The organism is Bacteroidota bacterium (genome assembly GCA_016721765.1).
Classification (GTDB): Bacteria; Bacteroidota; Bacteroidia; order UBA4408; family UBA4408; genus UBA4408.
This window is the reverse complement of record JADKHO010000001.1, coordinates 641,341-667,500: the sequence shown is the minus strand read 5'-3', so window position 1 is coordinate 667,500 and position 26,160 is coordinate 641,341. Positions and strand designations below refer to the sequence as shown.

The window sequence follows — 26,160 nt, the reverse complement described above, 5'->3', positions numbered from 1 at the left end:
TTTTTTTGGGGGGGGGGGGGAGCAAGGGGGGGGGGGGGAGGGCGTGTTTTCCCCTCCCCCCTCCCCCGGGGGGGGGGGCGGGGTGGGTTTTTTTTTTTTTTTTTTTTTTTTTTGGGTGGTGGGGGGGGCGCCCGCTTTTCCTTTTTTGTTGTTGGGGGGGGGGGTTTTGTTGGGTTTTTTTTTTTTTTTTTTTTTTTTTTGGGCCCGGGGGGGGGCCCCTTTTTCCTTTTTTTTTGGCCCCGGGGGGCTTTGTTCACATCTATTTGTTTATTTTGTTTTTGCATGCTCATGAATGCGCCACCGTTCCAAACTTACTTAAGCCTCAGGGCGCATTTGCGGAAAAAATAATACATCTTGAATAGAATTCGAATTGGTCATAATCATGGCCAGTCGGTCAATTCCAATTCCAAGTCCGGAGGTGGGAGGCATTCCATAATCGATGGCACGTAAAAAATCTTCATCCAATTGCATGGCTTCTTCATCGCCGCGTTTGGCGAGCTCTAATTGTTCTTCAAAACGCGCGCGTTGGTCAATTGGGTCGTTTAACTCACTGTATGCATTGCAAATTTCTTTGCCGTTACAAATGGCTTCAAAGCGCTCCACCAAACCGGGCATGCTGCGGTGTTTCTTTGCCAGCGGGCTCATTTCCTGCGGATAATCTGTTATGAAAGTAGGTTGAATCAAGAGTGCTTCGCATTTCTCTCCAAAAATCTCATCAATAATTTTTCCGCGCCCCATGCTTTTGTCCACGTGTACACCAATACTTGCAGCAGCGGCAGTCATTTGCTCTTCATTCATTTCGGTGATATCGATTCCGGTAAATTCTTTAATGGCGCCATACATGGTGTAGCGTTTCCAAGGACGGTGAAAATTAATTAAATTTTCGCCCACTTGTACTTCGGTGGTTCCATGAATGTCCATGGCAATTTTCTCTACCATTTCTTCCACTAAATCCATCATCCAGTTATAATCTTTATACGCCACATACAACTCCATTTGCGTAAACTCCGGATTGTGAAAACGGCTCATTCCCTCATTGCGGAAATCTTTGGCAAACTCATACACGCCATCAAAACCGCCAACGATTAGCTTTTTTAAATACAATTCGTTGGCAATACGCAAATACAATTTCATGTCGAGCGTGTTGTGATGTGTATGAAATGGGCGTGCAGCAGCACCTCCGTGAATGGGTTGTAAAATCGGTGTTTCTACTTCAAGATAACCTTTATTGTTTAAAAAGCCACGCATGCTATTGGTGAGTTGAGTGCGCTTGCGAAAAGTATCTTTTACTTGTGGATTTACAATTAAATCGAGGTAACGCATGCGGTAGCGTTGTTCCGGATCAGTAAAAGCGTCAAACACATTCCCTTCTTCATCTGTTTTAACTACTGGCAGGGGTTTTAACGATTTGCAGAGCAATTTTAAATTGGTCACATGAAGGGTAGTTTCTCCGGTTTGTGTGGTAAACACATAGCCACTTACGCCAATTATATCACCGATGTCGAGCAGTTTTTTAAACACGGTATTGTACATGGTTTTATCTTCACCTTCGCAAATATCATCACGGCGCACATAAATTTGAATTCGACCGGTAGAGTCTTGTATTTCGGCAAAGGCAGCATTGCCCATAATGCGGCGGGTCATGATTCGGCCTGCGATGCTGATGTTTTTATATGAAATTTTATCGCGTTCGTAATTCTCCGAAATATCTTTGGCATTTGAATTTACCTCAAATAAATCCGCAGGATAGGGATTGATTCCCAGTTTTAATAGTTCGTTGAGACTATTTCGTCTCACCACTTCCTGTTCGCTTAATTCTGTGCTCATTTTATAAATAATTTTTGCAAAGATAGAAATGGAATTGGGTTACGGATAAGGAATTGTTGCGAATTTACGAACTGGAATGCGCGAATAATTTTGTGAAAAACGGCTTACAAATCAAGCGGATTAAAAATGAAATCCTGGTTTGTCAAACATATAATAAAATCAAATCTGCAAGGACATTTGAATAGATTGAAATAAGCCCAGAAAAGGCTTTTACTTGCAATAAGCCCTATTTCCCTCTCCACAAAATGAATCCGAGCGGACCAGTGGAGAGGGATTTTTTAGGGACTGCATTAATGTTACGGCATTAGCTGCAGGTGTGTATCTTAATAAAACTGAAATTGATAATCTTTTGAAAAAAAAGGGAACTTCAAAAATGTGTGCTTTAAAAATGAGGGGGCAAGCTGTCGGCGAATTAACCTCATAACTTTTTGACAGCTTGCTATCCCTCATGAAACTCAAGCTTCGCTTTTCTTACCCAACATCAACACCTCGTTCACCACAATTTCAGTGATGTACTTTTTCTCCCCTTCTTTGTTGTTGTAACTGCGGCTTGTGAGTTTACCTTCAATGGCCACTTCACTTCCTTTGTCAAGATATTTCTCCACGATATCGGCTGTTTTTCCCCAGGCAACAAGGTTGTGCCAACAGGTTTCGGTTACCTTTTCACCGGCTGCATTTTTATAGCTTTCGTTGGTGGCTAAATTCACCCGGGCTACTTTTTTGCCCTTGTCTAAACTTTTTACATCCGGCGCTGCGCCTAGATTTCCAATCAGCCTTACGCTGTTTCTTAAATTGCTCATGTTTTTGTTTTTAATTGTTTGTATTTATTTTTTGTTGAATGGATTTTACTGTACTTATATACCGCAAGTGCGCTGCTATCCATTCATAATTTTCGTAGCGCGTTTGCTGTTGTTCGATATAAGCGTGAAACAAATTTTTTTGAAACGGAAACGTGGTGCAATGAATTTTAAAATAGTAGTTCATGTTTGCTTTTTTTCGTTTTGTTTTTGATAAATTTTACGATGCAAAAATGGGGGCGCAACTAGCGCTTTGCAATACTTAAAAGAGGTGATTTTAAGTTGCAGCTTTTTTTAGTGCTAAAAATTCTTGTTTAAATAGATGCTTGAAAGCCTTGTATTCATTGATGTTAAGAAAATGAGGAGGTAAACGAATCTGACAAACTATTTCTTTTTTTTAATAATTTTGCAATGAATTTTTAAAATATAAATCGCAATGAAAAAACAACTCTTTAGCAGCTTGGTAGCCCTACTATTTACTGCTTTACACCTGTATGCACAAAATTATATCACGCAAGTAAAACCAATCGGAAGCAAAACTTGGGGATACGCCAATTTGAAGGGCGAAATCATACTAAAGGCTGATTATGTGAAATGCTGGAAATTTTCGGAAGAAGGTTTAGCGCTTATTTACGACGTGAAAGAGAAGCAATTTTACTTCATAAATTTAAAAGGCGAAAGATTAAAAACCGAAATTGAAGGATATAGAATGAAGGAGGGATTTGGGCTTAACTTTAATACCGAAGGCTTTGTTGACGGCATGGCCTTGGTGAAATACCTAAACAAATGGGGTTATTTAAATGCAGCCGGAAAGCTTGCCATAAAAGCGCAATACGACGATGCATCTTATTTTAACAAGGGATTTGCAACCGCAAAAAGGGGCGACAAGTTCTTTGTGCTAAACAAAGCAGGTGATGAAATTTTATTGCCGGGCAATGTAATAGATATAAATGAATTTGCTGAAGGATTGGCTCCGTTTCGTGCTGCCGATAAGCAATTTGGATTTGTTGGTGTGGATGGCAAAATTGCAATTCCCGCCCGTTTCGAAAGTGTAGGCTATTTTAGCAATGGATTGGCTTGGGCTAAAGCGAGTGGTGGATTATTGGGGTACATTAATACAAAAGGTCAATGGGTTATTAAGCCACAATTTACAGCCGGCAAGGACTTTGACAAGGAAAGCGGAATTGCTCGTGTGAAGGTGGAAGATAAATGGGCATTTATATCAAGCGATGGAAGCTTTAAAAAACTATACGATGGTGAAGTTTTAAATGATTTTAGCGAAGGATTGGCTGAGGGAAAGAAAAATGAGAAGATAGGCTTTTACGATAATACCGGTAAATGGGTAATTGAACCGCAATTTGATGGCTCCCGTGATTTTAAAAACGGATATGCCGCCGCTAAAAAAGGAGATAAATGGGGCATAATCGACAAACAAGGAAAATGGATTATTGAACCCACCTATGAAGGCATTAAGGATATGGAGTTGGTGAAGTAATAAACATGAATTTTATAAAAGCCCGGAATTTCTACCGGGCTTTTTTGTTTCTAATTATGAATTTACTGTCGCTACAAATAACTGCAATTGTGTAAGGCTATTTAATACCGTGTAAACATTGTAGTTGGCAATATTTCCAAAGTCACTGTCCAGCGCCGAATTTTTTTGGGGAAGAGGAGTGCTTGATTGAGCATTGTATTTTACAATTACTTCTTTTAACTGAGCCATTAATTTGGCTCCTTTTCCATCATTGTAAAAATTGTTGCCCAGTCCACCATCTTCTATCAAAATGTTTTTTGCCTCAAAATCAACTGGAATTGTTTTCTCGCCGATTGCATTTTCTACAATAAGCGTTTTTAGTTGGGTGCACAATAAATTTATTTCATCCAGCATTTTTGTGTTTTCGTTGCTCGTAGCGGCAGAAGTATGACTGGCATGCATGCGTGTGAGCACGGCTTCACTTTGTAAGTAGTTGTACATTTTTAATTGGAGCTCTTTTTTGGGTGGCCGAACATTTAGCAGCATAAATAAAATACTAGTTGCACCTACCAAAAGAATTGATGTTACGATAGTAGTTGTTTTAGTATCCGGATTTTTAATGCCGGTGAAGAAATAGAGGGGAATAAATGCAAATGCAGAAAGTCCAACCGTTGAAAACCACAATATGCTTGCTCCCGGCCAATGCATTACTTTAAAAAGGGTGGATAAGCAATAAAGAATTCCAACAAAAGCTCCCAGCCCTATTACTACTTTATTTTGCGAAGAAGCTGCTTCTTTGCTTTTGGTGAGAAAAAGCAGAGGTAAAAAAATAAGACTTAATAAAAATACCCCTAGTACCAACATTGCACCGGCACCCGGCCAATGCATTAATTTAAATAAGGATCCGGCCATTAAAAAAATAACAGCAGTTGTTCCACTAACCAACATTGTTTTTTTCATTGCGTAATAGTTTTTAAAGGTTAATAATAAGAGGGTTTCTTCTTCAATTTCTTTCAGCTCTTTCCTGAAAAAGCGGGAAATGGTTTGCTGATAAATCGTTTCAAAATTATCCTCCGGTTTGCACTCACTTTCTAGAATGCAACAAATATGATCCAGGAGGTTTAGTTGCAGGTCCTCCATTTCCACTCCCCGGTTTTTAATGTCGAGAAGTATAAAATCAATTTGTTGTTCACTTAGCGTATACATTATCCGAGCTGCGGTTTAATGTCGAGTAAAAATTTCATCGTGTTTAGGTAATCGGCAAATTCACTCACTTTTTCTTTACTCGTTGTTTTTCCCTTTTTCGTAAGTGTGTAATATTTGCGCACCCTTTTTCCAATGTTCATTACCTCGGTAGTAACACTGCCTTCGTCTTCCAAAGCATGAAGCGTAGGGTACAATGCACCTTCGGTAATTTGAATTTTATCGCCCGTAAGTTCTTTTACTTTTTGGGTGATTTCATATCCGTACATTTTTTTGTTGTCGGACAATAACTTTAAAACGATTGTTTTTAAAGTTCCTTTGATTAGTTCTGATGAATACATAGGACAAATATACATAAGATATTTATGCATAAGTGAACTGAGTTAAAAAAATTATTTAAGTAATTGAAAATCAGCTTAAAAAATTTTAAGCAAACTTCATTGTACAACAATTTGAATTATTACTGAGAATGGTAATAGCATATCGTTATTCTTTATGGTTATTTACATCCAATGCAATTAAATACTAAGCATTTCGATTTAAAAAACAAAAAACAATTATGAAAAAAATAATGTGCACAGTATGGTTAATTGCCGCCTCTTATTGTTCAATTTATGCACAGGCCGGGGCTTTAGACAACTCATTTGGTGTAGGAGGAAAAGTAATTACCGATTTTGGACCAACGTCTACTTCCCGGGCACAATCCATAGCCGTGCAAAGTGATGGCAAAATTTTGGTGGCCGGATACAATACCACGGGCGGCAGCAGCGGAACAAAAGCTGATTATACGCTAGTGCGATACAATACCAACGACACACTCGATAATACCTTTGATACAGATGGAATAGTAACAACCGATTTTTTAAGTTTTAGCAATGTCAGTTTAGGCGATTTAGGTAACACCATGATGGTGCAACCGGATGGAAAAATTTTGGTAGCCGGGACATTAGTTGACCTTGCGTTTAATCCCACCTCTTATAGTTTTGGAGTGGTTAGATATACCACAAGCGGTGCATTGGACAATAGCTTTGGAGTAAATGGTAAAGCGTCGTTTGTGGGAGAAGGGTATTGTGAATCGATTGCACTGCAGGCAGATGGAAAAATACTGTTGGCAGGTCATGGTGCAGGCAGCCCCGATTTTCACCTGAGTCGATTAAACAGCAATGGAACTTTAGACAACAGTTTTGGAATTAATTTTGGCCAGGAAACCTATATAGTGGGTCCTTCTAATGTGCAAACAAATTCACTGAGTTTCGCACACTCAGTGTTGGTGCAAGCGAATGGAAAAATTCTTGTAGCGGGTTATTATTATTTTAATCCAACGGGCGGAGCGCATCGATTTATTGTAATTCGTTTGAACAGCACCGGATCGTTTGATTCCAGCTTTGGTAACGGCGGTGTGGTTTATGGCGATTTGATAGATCCCAATTTAAATATGGGAAGCTACACCGATAATGCTTTCGCAGCGGCTTTGCAGCCGGATGGAAAAATTTTAATGGCCGGAGCAGCATGCTCCAATTTTTCGAACTGTGATTTTGCATTGGTTCGTTTTAATAGTAATGGTACTATGGACCCAAGTTTTGGCTCGAATGGTGTGGCAACTACAAATCTTGGTTTGGGATTAGAAGAAGCGCGTTCCATTGCTCTACAAAGCGACGGAAAAATAGTGTTGGCCGGAACTACCAATGGTGGAAGCGATGTTGCCTTGGTTCGATTTACTTCCACCGGTGCACTCGATATGACTTTTGATACGGATGGAAAAGTTATTACAACTGTGGGAAGTGCTAACGACATTGCCAGGTCGGTTGCGCTTCAAGCAGATGGGAAAATTGTGGTTGCCGGTACAAGAGAAACCGGGGCGAAAGCCGATTTTTTTGTACTTAGATATACTAATAATCTAGTAGGTCTTAGTGAAGTAACAAATGAAAAAAGTCAATGGTTTATTCAGCCCAATCCAAGCTCGGGTTTGTTTCATGTAATCGCCAAACAGCGTGGTGCCAATTTAAATCCGGCTATCGAAATATATAACGCGTTTGGTAAACTGGTTTATCATAAATTAGAAATAGATATGTCCGCTCCAATTGATATATCGGAGCAAGCAAATGGAATTTATTTTGTTAGAGTTATAAGCGAAGCGGAACAGCATACTCAACGTATAGTAAAGCAGGAGTAACAATGCAATAGGGCGAAAGCACTTTAAAGCGATAGGAATTTATTGAAATTACGTGTTTTATTTTACCGTAGAAGTTGGTTATATAACATCATTTAACTTTTATTCGGGTGATGGGAATTACTAAACCCAAAAAATCCTTTACTTTTAATTCCCAAAAAATCCCCGCGTGATACACCTGAAGCAAATCAATAAATCATATACGGTAGGCAATAACAGCATGCATGTGCTTAAAGGAATCGATTTGCACATTAAGCCGGGTGAGTTGGTTTCCATCATGGGGTCTTCCGGGTCAGGTAAATCAACCTTGCTAAATATTTTAGGTCTTCTCGATAATTATGATTCGGGTGAATACAAGTTGAATAATATTTTGATGCGCGATTTATCTCAAGCGAAAGCGGCACAATTGCGCAATAAATTTTTAGGTTTTGTGTTTCAATCGTTCAACTTATTGGCATTTAAAAATGCCCGCGAAAATGTTGCTCTTCCCTTGTATTATCAAAAAGTGAATCGTAGAGAGCGCAATAAAATAGCGATGGAGTATTTAGAGCGTGTAGGCTTAAGCGATTGGGCCGACCATTTACCGAGCGAGTTAAGCGGTGGACAAAAGCAGCGCGTAGCCATTGCACGAGCACTAATTGCAAAGCCGAAAGTTATTTTTGCCGATGAACCCACTGGAGCACTCGACAGTGCTACTTCTCAGGAAGTGATGAATATTTTTAAAGAAGTAAACAAGCAAGGAATTACCATTGTAATTGTTACACACGAAGACGATATCAGCAAAATGACCGACCGCATTATTCGATTAAAGGACGGGTTAATAGTGAACGAAAATTAAGCATAATTAAATTTTACAAATCTCCCTTTATACAGCATAAGGGTAAGTGCAACTCACATGTTCGACCGCGACAAATGGCAAGAAATACTGGGTACCATCAGCAAAAATAAGCTGAGGACCTTTCTCACGGCTTTTAGTGTGGCTTGGGGTATTTTTATTTTGATTGTATTGCTAGGCGCGGGTCAAGGTTTGCGCAATGGAGCAGAATCGCAATTTTTAAGAGATGCTGTAAATAGCGTGAACATTGAAGGAGGCAACACTACTATGCCATATAAAGGAATTCAACCCGGCCGAAGAATTCAATTAACAAATGAAGATTATGCGCTCATCAGTCAAAATGTAAAGCACATTGAACACAGCAGCGCCGTGTTTTATGGTTGGAACTCGAAAATGATGAGTTATAAAAACCGCCATGGTTCCTACACCTTTCGTTCCTGCTTACCCGATCACGACTACCTCGAAAATGCCTCCATTCTTACAGGTAGATTTATCAACAATAACGACATAAAGGAATACCGAAAAGTATGCGTTATAGGCACACCGGTGCGCGATGAATTATTTAAAACAGAAGATCCGATAAATAAATTTATTGATGTAGAAGGCACTCCCTTTAAAGTAATTGGCGTCTTTACCGATCCCGGAAATGGAGATTTACCCCGAATTTATGTTCCGCTATCCACCATACAACGTGCCTATAACGGTGAAAATAAAATCGACAATATATGGGCGAGCATTGATAAAGAAGCTTTTGAAAATGGTGCCGGAATGGTAAATCAAATCCGCAATTTAATGGCGGCAAAACACAATTTTGACCCCGCCGATTTAAATGCTGTACGGGTAGACAACTGGAGTGAAGAGTACAAGCGCATCATGACCATGTTAGATGGCATTAAGATTTTTGTTTTAATCATTGGCATTTTCACGCTTATTGCCGGAGTAGTGGGAGTAAGCAACATTATGATGATAATTGTAAAAGAACGCACAAAGGAAATTGGCGTACGAAAAGCACTTGGAGCAACTCCTACTTCTATTGTTATGTTGATTGTTCAAGAGTCGGTTTTTATTACGGCTGTAGCCGGATATGTAGGATTAGTGCTAGGTGTAGGTGTATTGCAATTGATGAGTGATAACATTAAGGGTGATTTTTTTCAAAACCCCGAAGTAAATTTTAACGTGGCCATATCAGCTACTTTATTGATAATTGTTGCGGGTGCTTTAGCGGGATTATTTCCTGCATTACGTGCATCGAGAGTGGAACCGGTTGAAGCATTGAGAGCTGAATAAATCTAACTAAAACAAAAACGTTTCTTACGAGTGAAAAGTTAAAAGCAAATAAATAATGTTTGATAGAGATAATTGGCAAGAGATTTACGCAACTATAAAGAAAAATAAGTTGCGCACCTTACTCACTTCCTTAGGGGTGGGTTGGGGAATTTTTATGTTGGTTATTATGCTGGGCGCCGGAAACGGATTAAAGAATGGGGTAATGAATGATTTTAAGGGAACTGCCACCAACAGTTTTTTTATGTGGACGCAAAAAACCACTAAACCCTACAAGGGCATGAAACCTGGGCGATATTTTAATTTTAACAATGGAGATGTGGTAGCACTTTCGCAATTAAAGGAGCTCTCGGTGGTATCTCCGCAAAATCAATTAGGAGGATGGCGGGGAGGAAACAGTGTGATGCGCGGCTTAAAAACAGGCAATTATGAAGTGAATGGTATCTATCCAAATTTAGCAAAAATAAAAGCAGTTAAAATTACAAGTGGACGTTATTTAAACGAAAATGATATCCGCGAAAAGCGCAAAGTATGCATCATTGGAACGCGTGTGGTAGAAGAATTATTTAAAACGGGAGAGAATCCAATTGGGGAATACATTCGCATAAACGGGGTTTATTTTAAAGTAATTGGTACAACAGTTCCCTTGTCGAATGGCGGAGAAGCGCGCCAAGATGCTCAGCGAATTGAATTGCCTTTTACTACCTTTCAAAATGCGTTTAATTACGGAGATATTGTGGGCTGGTTTGCCATTTCTTCAGCACCCAATATAGAGGCTTCGGTAGCAGAGGAAAAGGTGAAAGCATTGGTAAAAGAACGACATAAAATTGCACCCGAAGATATGCAGGCAGTGGGAAGTTGGAACATGGAAATGCAATACAATAAAATGAACGGTTTATTTACCGGAATAAACATGTTGGTGTGGTTTGTGGGAATAGGAACCCTCATTGCCGGTGTAATTGGAATCAGTAACATTATGCTCATTATTGTGAAAGAACGTACCAAAGAAATTGGTGTGAAACGCGCCTTAGGAGCTACCCCATTTTCGGTAACATCTCAAATTATTATGGAATCTGTTTTTCTCACCTCCTTTGCGGGATATTTTGGTTTGGTGATAGGAATATTTTTGCTGGAAGCAGTGAACGCTGCAATTGGTCCCGAAGTGCCCATGTTTAATAATCCAACGGTTGATATATCCATTGCTATTGTTTCGCTTTCGGTTTTGATTGTGTGTGGCGCTTTGGCGGGGTTAATACCGGCAAGAAGGGCCGTATCGGTGCATCCCGTGGAAGCATTGCGTGCAGAATAAATAAATAATTAATCCCCTTTTAAGGGAGAAAGAAAACGATTTGATTAACATTGAAATTAGGAACAGTTTGACCCATTTAAACATCGCGAAAAAAAAGAAAATATGATTAAAAAAATTGTAAAAATTGTTTTGGGAGTAGCCTTACTAGGCGTTTTTGTTTGGACTTTTTATTTTTTGTACAAAAAATCCGAACAAGCACCTGTGGTGTATCAAACCATAAGCCCTTTTGATACCGCAATAGTGAAAAAAACGGTTGCCACCGGTAGCGTTATCCCGCGAAGGGAAGTGAACATGAAAGCTCAAGTTTCGGGCATTGTAGAAAAGATGTATGTGCTGGCCGGACAGGAAATAAAAGCCGGAGATGTAATTGCAAAAGTTAAAATTATTCCCAACATGGTGAGTCTAGCCAATGCCGAGAACAGGCTCAATCAAGCTAAAATAAGTTATGACAATGCCAAAGTGGAATACGATAGAAATGCATCTCTGCTTAAACAACAAGTTATTGCGCAAGCCGAAATTTTGCCCTTTGAACTAAGGTTAAAATCAACACAAGAAGAGGTGGATGCATCCGAAAATAATTTGCAATTAATAAAGGAAGGCGTTACCAAAAGTGCCGGAAATGCAACCAATACTTTAATTCGCAGTACCATTACCGGGATGGTGTTGGATGTGCCCATTAAGGAAGGAAGCAGTGTGATTGAAAGCAATACATTTAATGAAGGTACTACTATTGCTTCTGTTGCAAACATGGGTGAAATGATATTTGAAGGCAAGGTGGATGAAAGCGAAGTAGGTAAAATAAAATTAGGAATGGAATTGGTGCTAACCATTGGTGCCATTGATGCCGAAAGCTTTAAAGCAAACCTCGAATACATCGCCCCTAAAGGAGTAACGGAGAATGGCGCTATACAATTTTTAATACGGGCTGCCATTAATAAGAGTGTGGGTGGCTCATTTTTGCGTGCCGGTTATAGCGCTAATGCGGATATTATTTTAGATAAAAAAGACAAAGTATTATCGGTGCCTGAAACGGTGTTACAGTTCGAGAAAGACAAAACCTTTGTGGAAATAGAAAAAGCTCCAAATACCTATGAAAAACGCTTTTTAAAGACAGGTTTATCCGATGGGGTTAACATTGAGGTGTTGGATGGGGTAAAGAAAGCCGATAAAATTAAAGTTCCCGAAATGAATGGCATGGGTGCCGCTAAACAAGGATAAAAAAAGAGGCTGCCTCCTATTAGGGAACAGCCTCTTTTTTTTTTGGGATTTAGTAAAATTATTTTTTGATATTCGAATTCACCACTTTAGGCATTCCTGTTGCAGGAACTTCCCAAATAACCGCCATCACTTTCATGTTAGCTTGATTCCAAGTTGATTTTAGCACTATTGATGCAGATAAATCAAAACGCTGACCGGCTGTAATTGCCGCACTGTTATTTATTTTCACTCCTTTGTAATCAGGACCGTTAGAAGCGCGCCATACATTGCGGTGTACATAAGTCAATACCGGTGAGGAAACTCCGTCAACAGTTTGCTTCGAAACAATATTATCTTCCAATACATAAATGGATAAACGATAATCTTTTCCGACCGCTATAGCAGAATAAAATTCAATATTTGCCGTTACGTTCATTGTGCCTCCATCTATACCTTTAGATATATGAACCCCGGCAACAACCGGCTGATTAGAGAAATAAACTGCTTGCGATTTTACCCAATTAACATTACTGGAAATATTTGCAGAAACTCCTTTTTTAATTGCATTTACATACATGGTTGGAATAGCTGTAATGTTATAATTAGAAGCATTTTCCATGAGCGTTGCAGTTGGGTTATTCATAGCAGAAACATTTGAACTTTCGTACACTTTCATGCATGAAATGTTACTGCCTTCCAACACTTTAACGCAGGAGTCAAAAGTTGGTCCACCGTATGCACCACAAGGCCCACACCAATCTTCGGTAAAGTGAATATAAGCTGCGCGATTCACTTTTTCGATGTATTCGCAAGAGCCATCATCTTCAGTAGCATCGGCATTAAAGGTTAAGGAACTTTCATCCATACAGCCTGGTACAGCAATTTTTTCATCGGCTTTCTTTTTACAAGCGCCTAATGAAATAAGCGCTATACTTAAAATAAAAATTATTTTTTTCATTTGTTCTGCTTGGGTTTAAAGATTATTATTCTTCAAATAAACAAAATTTTTGGCAAATTGCAAATGATAAAAATTGTTTAGGGACGCAGCATGCCTAACTTTTAGTCAACCCAATTAATTTAGGATTTCATTCAAAACAAAAAAGGCACGCAGTTAATTTTTGCGTGCCTTTTTATAAGTTAAAAATTGACTTTATTGGGTAACAACTAATTTATGGGTGCTTGCGGAATTGCCCGACACTACGCATAAAAAATAAATCCCGGGGTTTAATCCTTTGCTTGAAAAAGTAAAGCTGTGGTTTCCAAGAGAAAGATTCTCATTTTGAATTAAGTTCATAACTGCTTTACCTGTAATATCAAACAGTTCAGCACTTAATTCTTGCGCCTTTTTTATACCAATAGTCAGGTTAAAGTTACCATTAGTAGGATTGGGTTGTAATGAAAAATGAAGCACATTAGTTAAGTCAGTAATTCCAACTGCCAACAAAGGGTGTGTAAAATCAGCACCGGATGTTAGCGGTGAAGTTGTTTGCGGTCGAAAATCATTCACATTAAAATCATAAGGATTGGTGAGCTGAATATCGGCACCTTGAGGCAGTGCACTGTTGCTGTTAGCAGTAAAAAAATTGGCGATGTCGAATGTGCTTCCGGCATTTACTTGAGTAGTTGCTCCCATTCCCGCAAATACATTGTTTTTAAAAACCAAAGTATTGGCAATTGCGTTGGCTTCTGAAGAGGAACCATCAATGTGCAATCCGGTAGGCCAATCCGTGAAAACGGAATTGAAAATAGAAATACTTGAATTTCTTCGGATGCGCAAAGCTCTTTTAAATTTTGCATCAATTACATTGGAGGTACTTCCGCGGTAAGGACCAATTTCAGTTATGTTGGAGAAAATTGCTCCGGTAATTGGAGTTGCTGTGGTTCCTCCGGCATTGTTATCGGATTCAAATCCTTCGCTGGTGCTGCAGGTGCACTGATCGGCCAAACCCGGTTCGCGCACACCTAATAAAAACTGACAATTTCCACGATAGCCATTATCCGTATCAAAGTTATCATCCACACCACAATAAGCAACTAGGTTATAGCAATTCACAGTGCCACCAAACCATTCAAAGGAATCATCGTTGCTAAAGCTCACTTGAACGTGATTCACAACCGTTCCTAATCCTAATGAACCTAAAGTTAAACCATTAATTTCTTTATCAGGTTGAAAAGGAAATCCTGCAAATTCAATTCTTACATAGGAAAACACCCCGGAATTATCCATGTCATTATTTCCCCCGTATTTGGCTTTTAAGCTATCTAAACCACCTTCAATTACAGCTGTTCCGCCGGGTTGGTTATTGCTGGCATTTCCCAAAATAATTACGCCTCCCCAATCTCCAGGTGCACGACTACCTGCAGCAAAATTACTTGTAAATACAATAGGACTAGAGGAGGTTCCTTGTGCTTGAATTTGTGCACCTCTTGTAATAATTAAGGTTCCTTCGGTAGCTTTATCTCCGCGAATAATTACTCCGGGTTGAATGGTAAGCACTGCATTATTTGTAACGTACACTTTGTTTTGCAAAAACACAGTTGTTCCGGTTGTCCAAGTAGTATTACTTGTTATATCCGAATTTACAGTAGTTGTAGTAGCAGGATAATTAACACTTTGCGGATCCCAGTTTGTCCAACCGTCGGTCCATGCTGCAGCGGGTGCTGGGGCAAATGCTCCACGGTAAGAAGTTGCGGTAAAATTTTGTGCCAATGCACTTAAGCTTAGAAGTGCAGTTGAAAGTAAAGTGTAAAATTTTTTCATGTTTCTTTAATTTTATGCTGCAAAGAAACAGGATGTATGTTGCGCGAATATTAAGTTGTAGTTATGCTATGTTTATAATTAGCGTGAAATAAGTTTACACTTGCAATTAAAATGAATACCCTAAAGTGAAAGAAACTACACGTGCAGCATTGCTTTTTTGAATGGTGTTATCTGCTTCGGAATTGTATTTCTTATTTTCATCAACATCCTGATAAAACACACTGTTTTGAGCCAAAGCATCGCGCAAGTTAAGTTTTAGCTCGAGGTGTTTGAAAAAGGTTTTGGTAACCTGAAAATCCAAAGAAGTTCGGGCGCTTTCGTATACGTCCCGTTCATAAACATTTCCTGCAGTTTCGATTCTGCGTCCTACCCGATTAAGTGAGGTAGAAAAAGTAAATTTCTTATTGGGTGCGGTGTATTGCAAGCCACAATTTAATACATAGGGCGATTGTCCCTGCAAGGTTCTGTTTTTTGCATTTGATCCAACAATTTTACTTACATCTACTTTCGATTTAATTAAAGCTGCATTTGTAAAAATAGCGATACCGTTTAAAGTTTCATTTTCGTTTCCAAGCAAGTAGGCTAAATTCACACGATACTCTAATTCTAATCCATAGTTGGTGGCAAGAGGAGCATTTTCAAAAGTTAAGAGCCTGTCTTCGTTGGAAGAGTTTACCTGTTCAATTGCATTCTTAAATTTTTTGTAAAAAGCTGTTGCTGAAATAACTTGGCCATTTCCCGGAAAATACTCATACTTTAAATCAAAATTATCAATTTGTGCACGTTCCAATTTTGGATTTCCTTTACGGGAATAATTGGTTAAAAAATCGAAATAGCCAAAGGAAGCCAACTCACGAAACTCAGGGCGCGCAACTGTTTTAGAGTAGCATAAGCGAATATTGGATTTCTCGGAAGGTGAAAAAATTAAATTGGCAGAAGGCAATACATCCAGGTAACTGGTATCAATTACCGAAAGCGAACCATCATCGTTATTGGTGTTTAATTTTTGGTTATAGGATTCCACTCTCACGCCCCAAATAAAACGTAAATTCTCTAAAAATTGATTGTCGAGCATTACGTAACCGGCATTTAACATTGAACTTGCCGTGTATTTGTCGTTTTGTTTTGTAGCCTCTTCTAACTTAAATCCACCTTTTTTAGGACCAATTAAACCCATGTTTTCACCTGCAAAGATTGATTCTTGTGGGAGCAATAAAAGCTGCTTATCAAACTTTACCGCATTGGCTGAAAACCCAACAATGTCATACTTTGTGTATCCAAAGGTTCGTGATGTAAATTCACGGTTGCGCATTTGATGAAAGCCCCCAATTTTTAGGTTGTTTTTAATTTCACCGATCTTAAAGGGTTTTGATATATCGTAGTTAGCGCTGTAAATTTTTTCATTGTTTACTGAGCTAAAAATACTGCCTCCCGAACTGGGTGTAGTACCGGTAACATTAATGGCAGCAGTATATTCAGGAAGTGGGTCGCTTGGCAAAGCATCCGGACTAATGTCTTTTTTCTCGTAAATCATTCGTCGCAAATCGGGTACAATGCGCTTAATATCGCTATAACCGAGTGTCCACTTAATCTTTACCTCTGATGTTTTTAAATAATGTTCACCTCCAATTTGACCGGTGTACATTCTGTTTTGCATATACTGCATAGCATTTGATTTTTCGAGGATACGCTCACCTGCATTATTTGCTAGGTCGCGCATTCCTTCACGCGAAAGCACTTTATCCTCGCTGTTGATGTTAAACATATTTTTAAACGTAATTTCGGAATTGGAGCCAACAGAATATGCAAAATTCGCTAAAGCCCCCGCCAATACTTGTTTCGAATATTCTTTGTCGCTGTATGATTTTTGGAGTACCGGCTTTTCATTTATTTGTTCTTCATATTTATTTCGCTCTACAGTAGTAATTTTATTTGAGTTGTTATAAGTAAGCGCAACAATAGTCCCAAGGCGGTTTTTGGCTACTTTAGAAATGCGACCAAAGGTATACTGAAAGCTCATTGGCGCATTCGCTTTTTCGGTGCTAAGCGCCCAATCGTTTTTCATTAGTTTAGCCGCTTCTCCTTTTTCGGCAGGTGTAAATTTTTGAAACTCCTCTGTGCTCGGCAAGTTTGGTAATGCCCGTGTACCGTCGTCCCAACCGGCAAAATCAGTCTTCCCACCAGTATAAGTAGTAAATTCTTTACCGGTACTTAAGCTGTTATACCCCGAAGAGAGGGACACCGAATTAAAATTACTATCCGGAATATTTCGTGTATTGATTTGAATTACTCCTCCTGCAAAATCACCCGGCATTTCAGGTGTTGCCGATTTAATAACCACAATATTGTCGAGCAAATTGGCAGGAAACATATCAAATGAAAAGGCTTTACGATCGGGCTCCGAACTAGGTAGGGGAGCACCATTTAAGTATGCAGTGTTGTATCTATCATTGAGTCCTCGTACCACCACAAATTTATTATCTTGAATAGAAATTCCACTGATGCGTTTTAATACATCGCTCGAATTTTTATCCGGATTTTTTTTCATTTGCTCACTCGAAAATACATCGCTAACAGCTATGTTGTTTTTTTGCAAAGTCAACATCCCACTTACAGAACTACGGCTTATTTTTGCAACAACTTCTACTTCTTTCAAATCCTTCAAATCTTCGCTCATTGGAAAATCTAATTGTGTGGTAGCATTTTCAGCTACTTTAACATTAAGTAATTGCTGACCTTTATAACCAATAAAATTAACCGTTACACTGTAAATTCCGGCAGGAATGCCACTGATGCTGAATCGTCCTTCTATATCAGTAACGCTCGCAAATTGAGTTCCATCAACACGTACCACCCCGCCAATAATCGTTTCTCCGGTTTTTTTGTCAATTAACTGCCCTGCAATTTTACCGCTTTGGGCAATGCTGCTTAATGTTATCAACGTGAAAAGAAATAGAAGAAGTAGGTGTAATTTTGATTTCATTTTGTTATCCTTTAGTACTGAATTTTAACGATACAAAGGAACTAACACAGTATCAACCTTTTTTTAATGCAGCGTTAATTTTGGGTTAACTGAAAACTGTTTTTGGCAAAATGAGTTAACATTTAGATAACATTACTGTAATACAAAGTTGTGAAAATTGCGTTCCCTAAAATGGGTTTTAAAGCAGCTTATGTTGCCGAAAGAAATCCGAAAAAGTGCGATTTAAAACGAAGAAATAACTGCGACCTCTGCGCCTCCTCTGCGTCCTTCGCGGTTTGTTGCATCATACAGGTTTGTAAAAAAGCGGCTTGCCAATGCTATAAAGCATGAAGAGCTGATCGGCAGTATGAAAAAGCGGACAAAAAATTAGTAGTGCGTTGCAAGATAATTTTTCCAGCCTTTTTCAAAAACAGCAGGGCTTACCTTTAGTACTTTTTCGCTGTTGCAATAACTTTGAATTAGTTCAGGTAATTTTTCTTTGCCCCAAGTAGCTACAATATACTCGATTATTGTATAGCCAATTCTGTAAATTTGGTTCGAATTAGAAAGCATTGATAAGGAGGTATGATGAAGCATGGCGTACTTTACCTCAATGCGATTAATTTCACCTGCCTCATAAATTGAAATGGCTTCCCAAAACCATTGCGGATAATTGTCAGCGAAATTTTTTTCAAATGTTTTTGAAAACGCATAATCGCTTTGTTCGGTATTTTTTGCCAAAGCTTGTTGAATCAAAATATTCAATTGAACACAATGTGTAAACTCATGAACTGCTGTTTGTACAGGATTATCCGGAAAAATCGAGTTAAACCAATTCGTCCAAAGCACATGAAATTCAAAAGGACCTCGACTCACTCCGTTTGCACTGTTGTTTAATCCTGTTTTGAGGTTAAAATCAGCTTGATTTCCATGCACAAATACTCGAATGGTGGGGTGTTCAGGATCTTTAAGTTCTAATCGAATGCGGTTGTAGTTTTGTTCTAAACCTGTGGCTATGGCAAGAGCATTGTTTCTAAAAACACCTTTATATTCGATTAAAAAATGAGCTGTTTTTAGCGAGCCAGAAGAATTTTTCACCGCCATAGAATAAAACATTCGAATACAAAAAAGTATTAGAAAGAGGAGTGCAGTAATTTTTAAAATCAACTTTGCAACGCGCATAATTTTTGCCGTTTTTCGAAATAACAAAATGCAAATTCTCTTATTGATTCACCAAGCGAATCATGGTTTTTGAATCTTTTGTTTTAACAGTCGCAAAATATACACCTGCCGAATACTTACTTAAATCCAATACATATTTTTTGTTGAGGTTGGGTAGAATTGTGCCGGTGTAAATTAATTCACCCATCATATTTACAATACTTAATTCGCTCGAAAGTGAATTTAATGTGCTAATTTCTACTGTAAAAATACCTGAAATAGAAGGGTTAGGATAAATTGATACACTAGTTAAAAATGCTAGGTTATCAGCTGCTCCTATATTCAAAACTGTAAAACAAGCTGAAGTATCGCTGCACCCATTTTGAGTCACGATAAGTGCGTAATTTCCATTTGCGGTAGCGGTAAATGTAGCAGCGGTTTCGCCTGCAATGGGCAAGTTTCCATTCGCACAATCAATCCATTGAAAGCTTGCTCCGGTGGCTGCTGAACTTAGCACATTTAAATTTTGTATTACAGCTGTATCAACTGTATTGATGGTAAGGAATAAGCTAAGTATACTGTCGCAACCTGCTGCATTTACAAGTGTTTGTGCATAGCTTCCGCTGAAGGTATAAAGTTGTCCGTTTATGCGTATACTATCACAAGCGCTTTGTGTAATACTTGCAGTGTTGTTGTTAAGAGTGTAAGGCTAAAGTTATGATGCTGTCGCATCCGGCAGCATTAACAAGCGTTTGTGTATATATTCCCGAAGCAAAATAAGATATTCCATTAAGCACATAATTGTTGCAGGCGCTTTCTAAAAGGGTAGAAGTGGAACTATGATTTACCGTAAGATTTAAATTTACAATGCTATCGCAACCACCCATTCCCATAAGTTGTTGTGAATAAAAACCACTCGAAGTAAAAGTTTGATTATTCCATACCAAGCTGTCGCAAACGCTTTGTGAAAGAGTGGTACTAGTGCTTTTATAAATTGTAAGATCAAGCACTAGGCTGCTGTCACAACCATTGGCACCGCTGTAATGCTGAATATAAATACCACTTGAAGTATAATTTTGATTGTTATACAAAATGCTGTCACAACCACTTTGGACAATTGTGTTTATTGTGCTATTATTGATAATAAGGTTTACCGTAAGTATACTGTCACAACCTTCAGCATTAGGCAATATTTGCTGATATACTCCAGAAGCGAAATATACAATTCCATTCAGTTCAACTGAATCGCAAGCCGTTTCATTTATAGTGGAAGCACTGCTGTGATACACAGTGAGGTTTACCGTAACAATGCTGTCACAGATTCCGCCAGCAAAAAAGTGTTGTGTGTACACACCGCTGCTGGTGTAGGTTATACCGTTCCAAACTAAACTATCGCATACGTTTTGAATTTGTGTGTTTATGCTGCTTTGATTGATTGTAAAATTTAAAACAATACTGCTGTCGCAACCGTTTGCTGCAGTATAATTTTGTATGTAAATTCCACTGCTGGTATAGCTTTGGTTATTCCAAACAATACTGTCGCAAGCATTTTGTGAAAAAGTAACGCTAACACTGCTTTTAATTGTTAAGTCAAGAATGAGCAAGCTATCGCAACCTGCTGCTGTTGTTAAAGTTTGTTGATAGGTTCCGCTGCTCGTATAGCTTATTCCGTTTAGTAAAAAAGTATCACAAGCTGTTTCAGTTAGGTGTTTAATAGTGCTGTAATTTACAAGCAGGCTTAAATTTACAATACTGTCGCAGCCGTTCACACCAATAAGATTTTGTGAATAATTTCCACTCACAGTGTAGGTAAGGTTATTCAAAACTAAACTGTCGCAAACAATTAGCGAAAGTGAAGAAGCGCTGCTGTGGTTTATCGTTAAATCCAGCACAAGTGTACTGTCACAACCAAACGCACCGGTTAAATTTTGGGTATAAATACCACTCGCATAATAGGTTTGATTGTTCCACGAAATACTGTCACAGCCTGTTTGTGTAAAATTAAGTGTTACACTCTTCTCGATGCTAAGGTTAAGTGTTATTACACTGTCGCAGCCGGCTGCATTATTTATAGTTTGTTGGTAAATTCCGTCTGAAGTGTAGTTCACCCCATTAAGCACGTAATTGCTACAAGCAGTTTCTGTTAAAAAGCTGCTGCTACTTTGTTTTATCGTAAGATCCAATTGAATAATGCTGTCGCAGCCATTGCTGCCAACATAGTGTTGCGAATAAATTCCACTGCTGGTGTAGGTTTGGTTGTTCCAATCAAAACTATCGCATGCGAACTGGCTGGTGGTAAAAACACTACCGGTACTCAGGTTTATATTCAGGGTAAGTGTGCTGTCGCAGCTCGCGCTGTTTGTGAGCACTTGTGTATAGGTACCACTTGAATAATAGCTTTGCCCATTCACCACTACACTGTCGCAAGCGCTTAGGTTTACTATAGCATCGTTATTCAAAATACTGACTTGAAATGTTACAATACTGTCACATCCTCCAACGGTAGGTATGGTATCCAAATAGGTGCCCGAGCTGGTCCAGTTAAATTTACCGCTGGGCGAAATAAAGTTGCTACAAGCGCTTACTGTTTGAGTGGAAGTTGAGTTGTAATTCACACTTAAGTTAATTTGAATAATGCTATCGCATCCGGCGGTATTAGGTATGGTATCGTTGTAGGTTCCCGAAGTGGTCCAAAGATAGTTTCCACTGGGCGATAAATAACTAGTGCAAGCTGCAATGTTTTGCAGTGAAGATGAACTATTGTTGCCTATAATTACTTGAAGTGTAAGAATACTGTCACAGCCATTTTTATTAGCAATCGTATCTAAATAAGTGCCGCTATTCGTATAGGTATATTTGCCGCTGGGTGAGGTATAACTGTTGCAGGCATTAATTGTTTGCTGTGATGAGGAGTTGTAATGAATGGTTAAAAAAACTGTTATGGAACTGTCGCAAGCGCTTGTTTGTGGAATCACATCCACGTAAGTGCCGGAAGCAGTCCAAACAAAGTTTCCACTCGGAGATGTATAACTTTCGCAGGCGGTTATGGTTTGAAAAGAAGATGCTGTTCCATCAATAGTTAACTGTGTAGTAATAATACTGTCGCATCCAGCCGCATTGGATATGGTATCCAGGTAAGTTCCTGAGCTTGTCCAAATGTATTGTCCACTAGGCGAAACATAATTGTTGCAGCTGTTTATTTGTTGGGTTGAATAGCTGGTACTTAGTATGGTTAGATCAAGAGTGATGATGCTGTAACAGCCCGTTGTGTTGGCTATGGTATCGGTATAAATTCCCGAGTTGGTCCAAACATATTTACCGCTTGGTGATTCAAAACTATTGCAAGCAAACACAGTTCCTGAGCTGTTTGCGGGAAAATCAATGGTTAAAATAAAAGTAAGAATACTGTCGCAACCCAAGCTGTTAGGAATGGTATCGAGATATGTTCCGGAACTGGTCCAATTGTATTTTCCGCTGGGCGATGGATAGGATATGCAAGCTGTAAGGGTTTGAGTTGAAGTAGAATTAGTTCGTATGGTAAGCTGAATGTTAAGAATACTATCACAACCCAAAGCATTTGTAAGAGTGTCGTTATATGTTCCGGATTGCGTCCAAATGTATTTTCCGCTGGGAGCGCTATAGGAATTGCATGTAGTTATAGTTTGAAACGAAACGCTTGAAGGCAAAATAGTTAATTGAATGCTAAGCACGCTGTCGCAACCCATAACATTTGTAAGGGTATCGGGATATATACCTGAACTAACCCAAGTATACTTTCCGCTAGGAGAGGTGTAATTTTTACAAGCACTAACACTTAGAAGCGCCGAACTCGAGTTATGTATCGTGAGTTCAATAATAAGGATGCTGTCACATCCGTTAGCATTCAAAAGGGTATCTAAATAAGTTCCGGATGTTGTTAAGTTTTTTCCAGTAGGCGATGTATATTGGTTGCAAGCAATGGGATGAATGGTAGAAGACGTAGTACAACCCATTTTTGCAAAAAAGATGTCTCCTTGATTATTCGGCGGACTCGACACTGTTAGTAGGTCGAATTGAATAGCTGTTCCATTATAATTACCGGTTATAAATAAAGTACTCGAAGGATCAAGTTCAATTGCATTTGCCAAATCATGATCGGCCCCACCCATTGATTTTGCCCAGGTTATTGTTCCGGCAGCATCAAGCTTAGCAACAAAAATATCGATGCCTCCCACAGCGTTTAAAACAAGTTCATCTTGAGCAGCATTGTGATAATTCGCTTGCTGAAAAAACTGTCCTGCAACATAAGGCGCGCCGCTTGCATCTAAAGCCAATGTTAAACAAGCATCGTAGCTTGTACCTCCAATTTTATTGGCCCACATAAAATCACCGGCATTGTTAAACTTTGAAATAAATGCATCATTACTGCCTTTGGAAGGAAGTATAAATACACTGGTATCGGGATCAAAATCAGCTACGCCAAAAAAGGAACCGGCAATATAAATATCTCCGTTCGTATTTAATTTAATGCCGCTGCCCACATCATTTCCCAAGCCACCAAAAGCTTTTGCCCACACAAAATTTCCTTGTGCATCGAGTTTTGACAAGAAAACATCCTTTTGAGTGGCAGAGGCAGAAATCAAAGTAAAGCTTGCAGCACTTGGATCAAAATCGGTAGTGCCGGTAAAAAATCCGGTGCTGTAAATATTCCCGTTAGCATCGGTAGCTATTGAATTTGCTTCGTCGCCTAAGGGCCCGCTAAACGATTTTGCCCAAACATAATTTCCGGCATTATCGAGTTTGCAAATAAACACATCATTGGCTTGAGATGCCAATGCCGCAATTCCCAATCCCGGATCAAAATCTACAGTACCCGAAAAAAATCCGTTAAGGCAAATGTTATCCGAGGCATCGAGCGCAAGGGCATAGGCGCCCTCATCGCTTACACCTCCAATACTTTTTGCCCAAATAAAATTGCCGCCATTATCCAATTTACAAATAAAAATATCGCTGTTCCCAACGGCACTTAAATTATAAACTGCAGCACCCGGATCAAAATCGATGGTACCGTTAAAGCGTCCACAAAAATAAAGATTACCCAAGCCGTCAAGCGTGATGGCCATTGCATTTAAACTGCTACTGCCGTCACTTCCACCCACTTGTTTGGCCCAAATAAAATTTCCGCTGGGGTCATATTTTGCGACGAAAGCATCTTGAATTCCGCCACTGAGTAAATTGTAAATTCCGGCATTCGGGTCAAAATCGACTAGGGCTTTAAAATCGCCGAGGACATACACGTTTCCGCTGGCATCGTGTGCAATGCTGCGCCCAAAATCAAAGCCACTACCACCCATTCCTTTTGCCCATTGCCAATCGGGAGTTTGGGCTTTGGTATTAATAAACGGTGTAATTATAAGGGATATTACGAATAGAAGTAAATAAAATTGGTGTTTCATAAATGGGTTAAAATCGGGTCTAAGCCAAAAATAGAACAATTAAATTAGTTATTCCACTCTAGCATGAATTATCTTAATCCTCTCTTCTACGCTAAAAGGTGAATAAGGTTATGAAAGCTAATTCCATAACTACTTCTTTAGTTTTTCAAAACAGGCTTATACATTGTTTTAGCTTTGATTGGATTAACGTGGAGGAGTCTCAGTACAGAAATATCCTAGTGGGTTGATGATGCAAGTTTACCTTAATCGTGTTTGGTAAAGTCAGCACACCGTCTTCGACTTCGCTCAGACTGACGGCTCTTAGGGCAATAAAAAAGGGGAAACATTTATGCTGCTTCCCCTTTTAAACTATTTTATCTTTAAACCTAATTAATCACCAATCGAATCATTTTTTTGTCATTCCCTGTTTTCACAGCTGCAAAATAAGAACCCGATGGAAGAGCACTTAAGTCAAGTGAATGCTTGCCATTGTTGCTCGGAGCAATTGATTTTGAATACACTTGTTTACCAAGGATGTTGAATACTTTTACATCAGAAAACAAATTGTTTGCAGTTCCCAAATCCAAGGTAAAAATTCCATTTGCTGATGGATTAGGATAAACTTCTGATGAGTTAGCTGTGGTTTGTTTTTTTATTCCTACACCCATGTTGTTAAACACGCGCAAATCATCAAAAGCCATGTTCCCAACCGCTTTGTCATAGAAAAATTTCAAGTAATGATCCGTAGAATCAAGCCCATGTCCATAAGTTGTTCCCACACTTGGAAAGGAACTAATGCTGTCGAGCGCTGTCCAGTTAATGCTATCAGGGCTTACGTAAATATAAAACTTACTCGCTCCTGCTCCGGTTCCGTTTCCTTTGTGCCAAAAAGTTAATGAATCAGCACCTGAAAAAGGAGGAGTGATTATGGTTGCACTGTCGACACCAAATTTATAGGAATTGGCAGCTAATCCATAGTTACCGGTGGAAGAATAATAAGAAGCAGAAGGTACACCACCGCTTGGTGAATTCCAACTGATGTAATAATCGGGTATAAAGTTGGCGCTGTCGCCATCATAGTTATTAAAATCTTGAGTAATTAAATTCACTTGGGAAAATGCAGCACTGCTTATAAAAGCAGTCAGGAGTAGCGCGTAGATTTTTTTCATAGTATCGTTCTTTTTACCAAAGGTAAGCTTTATTTATTATTAAAATTTGTCATGGTGAGTTGTAATCCAATGCTTGCAAAGGAACGGATAATATCACAGGCAGTTTCAATTCGGGGGTTAAGACTTGTTAATTCGTCTTTTGTCCATTCGCCCAACACATAGTTTACCTGCTTTCCTTTAGCAAATTCGTTGCCTACACCAAAGCGTAAGCGTGCGTATTCCTGGCTTGCCAATACTTCTTGAATGTTTTTTAATCCATTGTGCCCACCATCGCTTCCTTTTCCTTTTAGGCGCAAAGTACCTAAGGGCAAAGCAATGTCATCGGTAATCACAAGAATATTTTCGCGAGGTATTTTTTCAGCTTGCATCCAGTAGTTTACCGCTTTGCCACTTAAGTTCATAAAAGTGCTTGGCTTTACCAGGATAAGTGTTTTACCTTTCCATTTTAGCTCGGCAACACTTGCCAAACGGTCGCTCTTAAAAAAAGTATTGGACGCCTTTGCTAAGGCATCCAATACTATAAAACCAATGTTGTGGCGGGTATTGGCGTATTCGGGGCCAATGTTCCCTAATCCTACAACTAAATATTTGCTCATA

Annotated in this window: 19 protein-coding genes; 6 read left to right on the top strand and 13 right to left on the bottom strand. The window is 39.0% G+C overall.

Going from position 1 to position 26,160, the window contains the following annotated elements; genetic code table 11:
- Positions 1-315 precede the first annotated feature (315 nt).
- From lysS to IPP32_02465, 3 genes are all read right to left on the bottom strand, one after another.
- Complete coding sequence (gene lysS, locus IPP32_02475) at positions 316-1,827, bottom strand: lysine--tRNA ligase (GenBank protein ID MBL0046951.1); 1,512 nt, start codon at positions 1,825-1,827, stop codon at positions 316-318.
- A gap of 455 nt (positions 1,828-2,282) precedes the next feature.
- Complete coding sequence (locus tag IPP32_02470; protein MBL0046950.1) at positions 2,283-2,627, bottom strand: single-stranded DNA-binding protein; 345 nt, start codon at positions 2,625-2,627, stop codon at positions 2,283-2,285.
- A gap of 10 nt (positions 2,628-2,637) precedes the next feature.
- Positions 2,638-2,811: a hypothetical protein gene (locus IPP32_02465; GenBank protein MBL0046949.1), complete on the bottom strand. Its 174-nt coding sequence runs from the start codon at positions 2,809-2,811 to the stop codon at positions 2,638-2,640.
- Positions 2,812-3,060: 249 nt separating this feature from the next.
- Between IPP32_02465 and IPP32_02460 the strand changes: the two genes are divergently transcribed.
- Complete coding sequence (locus tag IPP32_02460; protein MBL0046948.1) at positions 3,061-4,119, top strand: WG repeat-containing protein; 1,059 nt, start codon at positions 3,061-3,063, stop codon at positions 4,117-4,119.
- 54 nt (positions 4,120-4,173) lie between these two features.
- Here the strand turns inward: IPP32_02460 and IPP32_02455 are convergent, their stop codons facing one another.
- Positions 4,174-5,304, bottom strand: a complete 1,131-nt coding sequence (locus tag IPP32_02455) for a hypothetical protein (protein ID MBL0046947.1) — start codon at positions 5,302-5,304, stop codon at positions 4,174-4,176.
- Positions 5,304-5,642 carry a PadR family transcriptional regulator gene (locus IPP32_02450; GenBank protein ID MBL0046946.1) on the bottom strand — a complete coding sequence of 113 codons (339 nt, stop codon included), beginning with the start codon at positions 5,640-5,642 and terminating at the stop codon, positions 5,304-5,306. The genes IPP32_02455 and IPP32_02450 overlap by 1 nt, the downstream gene beginning before the upstream one ends.
- A 218-nt stretch (positions 5,643-5,860) precedes the next feature.
- Between IPP32_02450 and IPP32_02445 the strand changes: the two genes are divergently transcribed.
- The 5 genes from IPP32_02445 (at position 5,861) to IPP32_02425 (ending at position 12,117) form a co-directional block, all read left to right on the top strand.
- Positions 5,861-7,474: a T9SS type A sorting domain-containing protein gene (locus IPP32_02445; protein MBL0046945.1), complete on the top strand. Its 1,614-nt coding sequence runs from the start codon at positions 5,861-5,863 to the stop codon at positions 7,472-7,474.
- Between the two features lie 166 nt (positions 7,475-7,640).
- On the top strand, positions 7,641-8,309 hold the full coding sequence (locus tag IPP32_02440; protein MBL0046944.1) for an ABC transporter ATP-binding protein: 669 nt from the start codon (positions 7,641-7,643) through the stop codon (positions 8,307-8,309).
- Between the two features lie 57 nt (positions 8,310-8,366).
- On the top strand, positions 8,367-9,593 hold the full coding sequence (locus IPP32_02435) for an ABC transporter permease (protein ID MBL0046943.1): 1,227 nt from the start codon (positions 8,367-8,369) through the stop codon (positions 9,591-9,593).
- A 55-nt stretch (positions 9,594-9,648) separates the two neighbouring features.
- Complete coding sequence (locus tag IPP32_02430) at positions 9,649-10,899, top strand: ABC transporter permease (GenBank protein ID MBL0046942.1); 1,251 nt, start codon at positions 9,649-9,651, stop codon at positions 10,897-10,899.
- Between the two features lie 105 nt (positions 10,900-11,004).
- Positions 11,005-12,117 carry an efflux RND transporter periplasmic adaptor subunit gene (locus IPP32_02425; protein MBL0046941.1) on the top strand — a complete coding sequence of 371 codons (1,113 nt, stop codon included), beginning with the start codon at positions 11,005-11,007 and terminating at the stop codon, positions 12,115-12,117.
- 58 nt (positions 12,118-12,175) lie between these two features.
- On the opposite strand, the gene IPP32_02420 is transcribed toward IPP32_02425, so the two are convergent.
- The 8 genes from IPP32_02420 to IPP32_02385 form a co-directional block, all read right to left on the bottom strand.
- Positions 12,176-13,054 (bottom strand): Omp28-related outer membrane protein, encoded by an 879-nt coding sequence (locus tag IPP32_02420; protein MBL0046940.1) that lies wholly within the window; start codon positions 13,052-13,054, stop codon positions 12,176-12,178.
- Between the two features lie 192 nt (positions 13,055-13,246).
- Complete coding sequence (locus IPP32_02415; protein MBL0046939.1) at positions 13,247-14,857, bottom strand: T9SS type A sorting domain-containing protein; 1,611 nt, start codon at positions 14,855-14,857, stop codon at positions 13,247-13,249.
- A gap of 106 nt (positions 14,858-14,963) precedes the next feature.
- Positions 14,964-17,840 carry a carboxypeptidase-like regulatory domain-containing protein gene (locus tag IPP32_02410; GenBank protein ID MBL0046938.1) on the bottom strand — a complete coding sequence of 959 codons (2,877 nt, stop codon included), beginning with the start codon at positions 17,838-17,840 and terminating at the stop codon, positions 14,964-14,966.
- Positions 17,841-18,206: 366 nt separating this feature from the next.
- Positions 18,207-19,001 carry a hypothetical protein gene (locus tag IPP32_02405; protein ID MBL0046937.1) on the bottom strand — a complete coding sequence of 265 codons (795 nt, stop codon included), beginning with the start codon at positions 18,999-19,001 and terminating at the stop codon, positions 18,207-18,209.
- Positions 19,002-19,041: 40 nt separating this feature from the next.
- Positions 19,042-19,497 carry a T9SS type A sorting domain-containing protein gene (locus tag IPP32_02400; GenBank protein ID MBL0046936.1) on the bottom strand — a complete coding sequence of 152 codons (456 nt, stop codon included), beginning with the start codon at positions 19,495-19,497 and terminating at the stop codon, positions 19,042-19,044.
- A 178-nt stretch (positions 19,498-19,675) separates the two neighbouring features.
- Complete coding sequence (locus tag IPP32_02395) at positions 19,676-24,415, bottom strand: hypothetical protein (protein ID MBL0046935.1); 4,740 nt, start codon at positions 24,413-24,415, stop codon at positions 19,676-19,678.
- Between the two features lie 365 nt (positions 24,416-24,780).
- Positions 24,781-25,563 (bottom strand): T9SS type A sorting domain-containing protein, encoded by a 783-nt coding sequence (locus IPP32_02390; protein MBL0046934.1) that lies wholly within the window; start codon positions 25,561-25,563, stop codon positions 24,781-24,783.
- Positions 25,564-25,592: 29 nt separating this feature from the next.
- Complete coding sequence (locus tag IPP32_02385; GenBank protein ID MBL0046933.1) at positions 25,593-26,159, bottom strand: aminoacyl-tRNA hydrolase; 567 nt, start codon at positions 26,157-26,159, stop codon at positions 25,593-25,595.
- Position 26,160 lies beyond the last annotated feature (1 nt).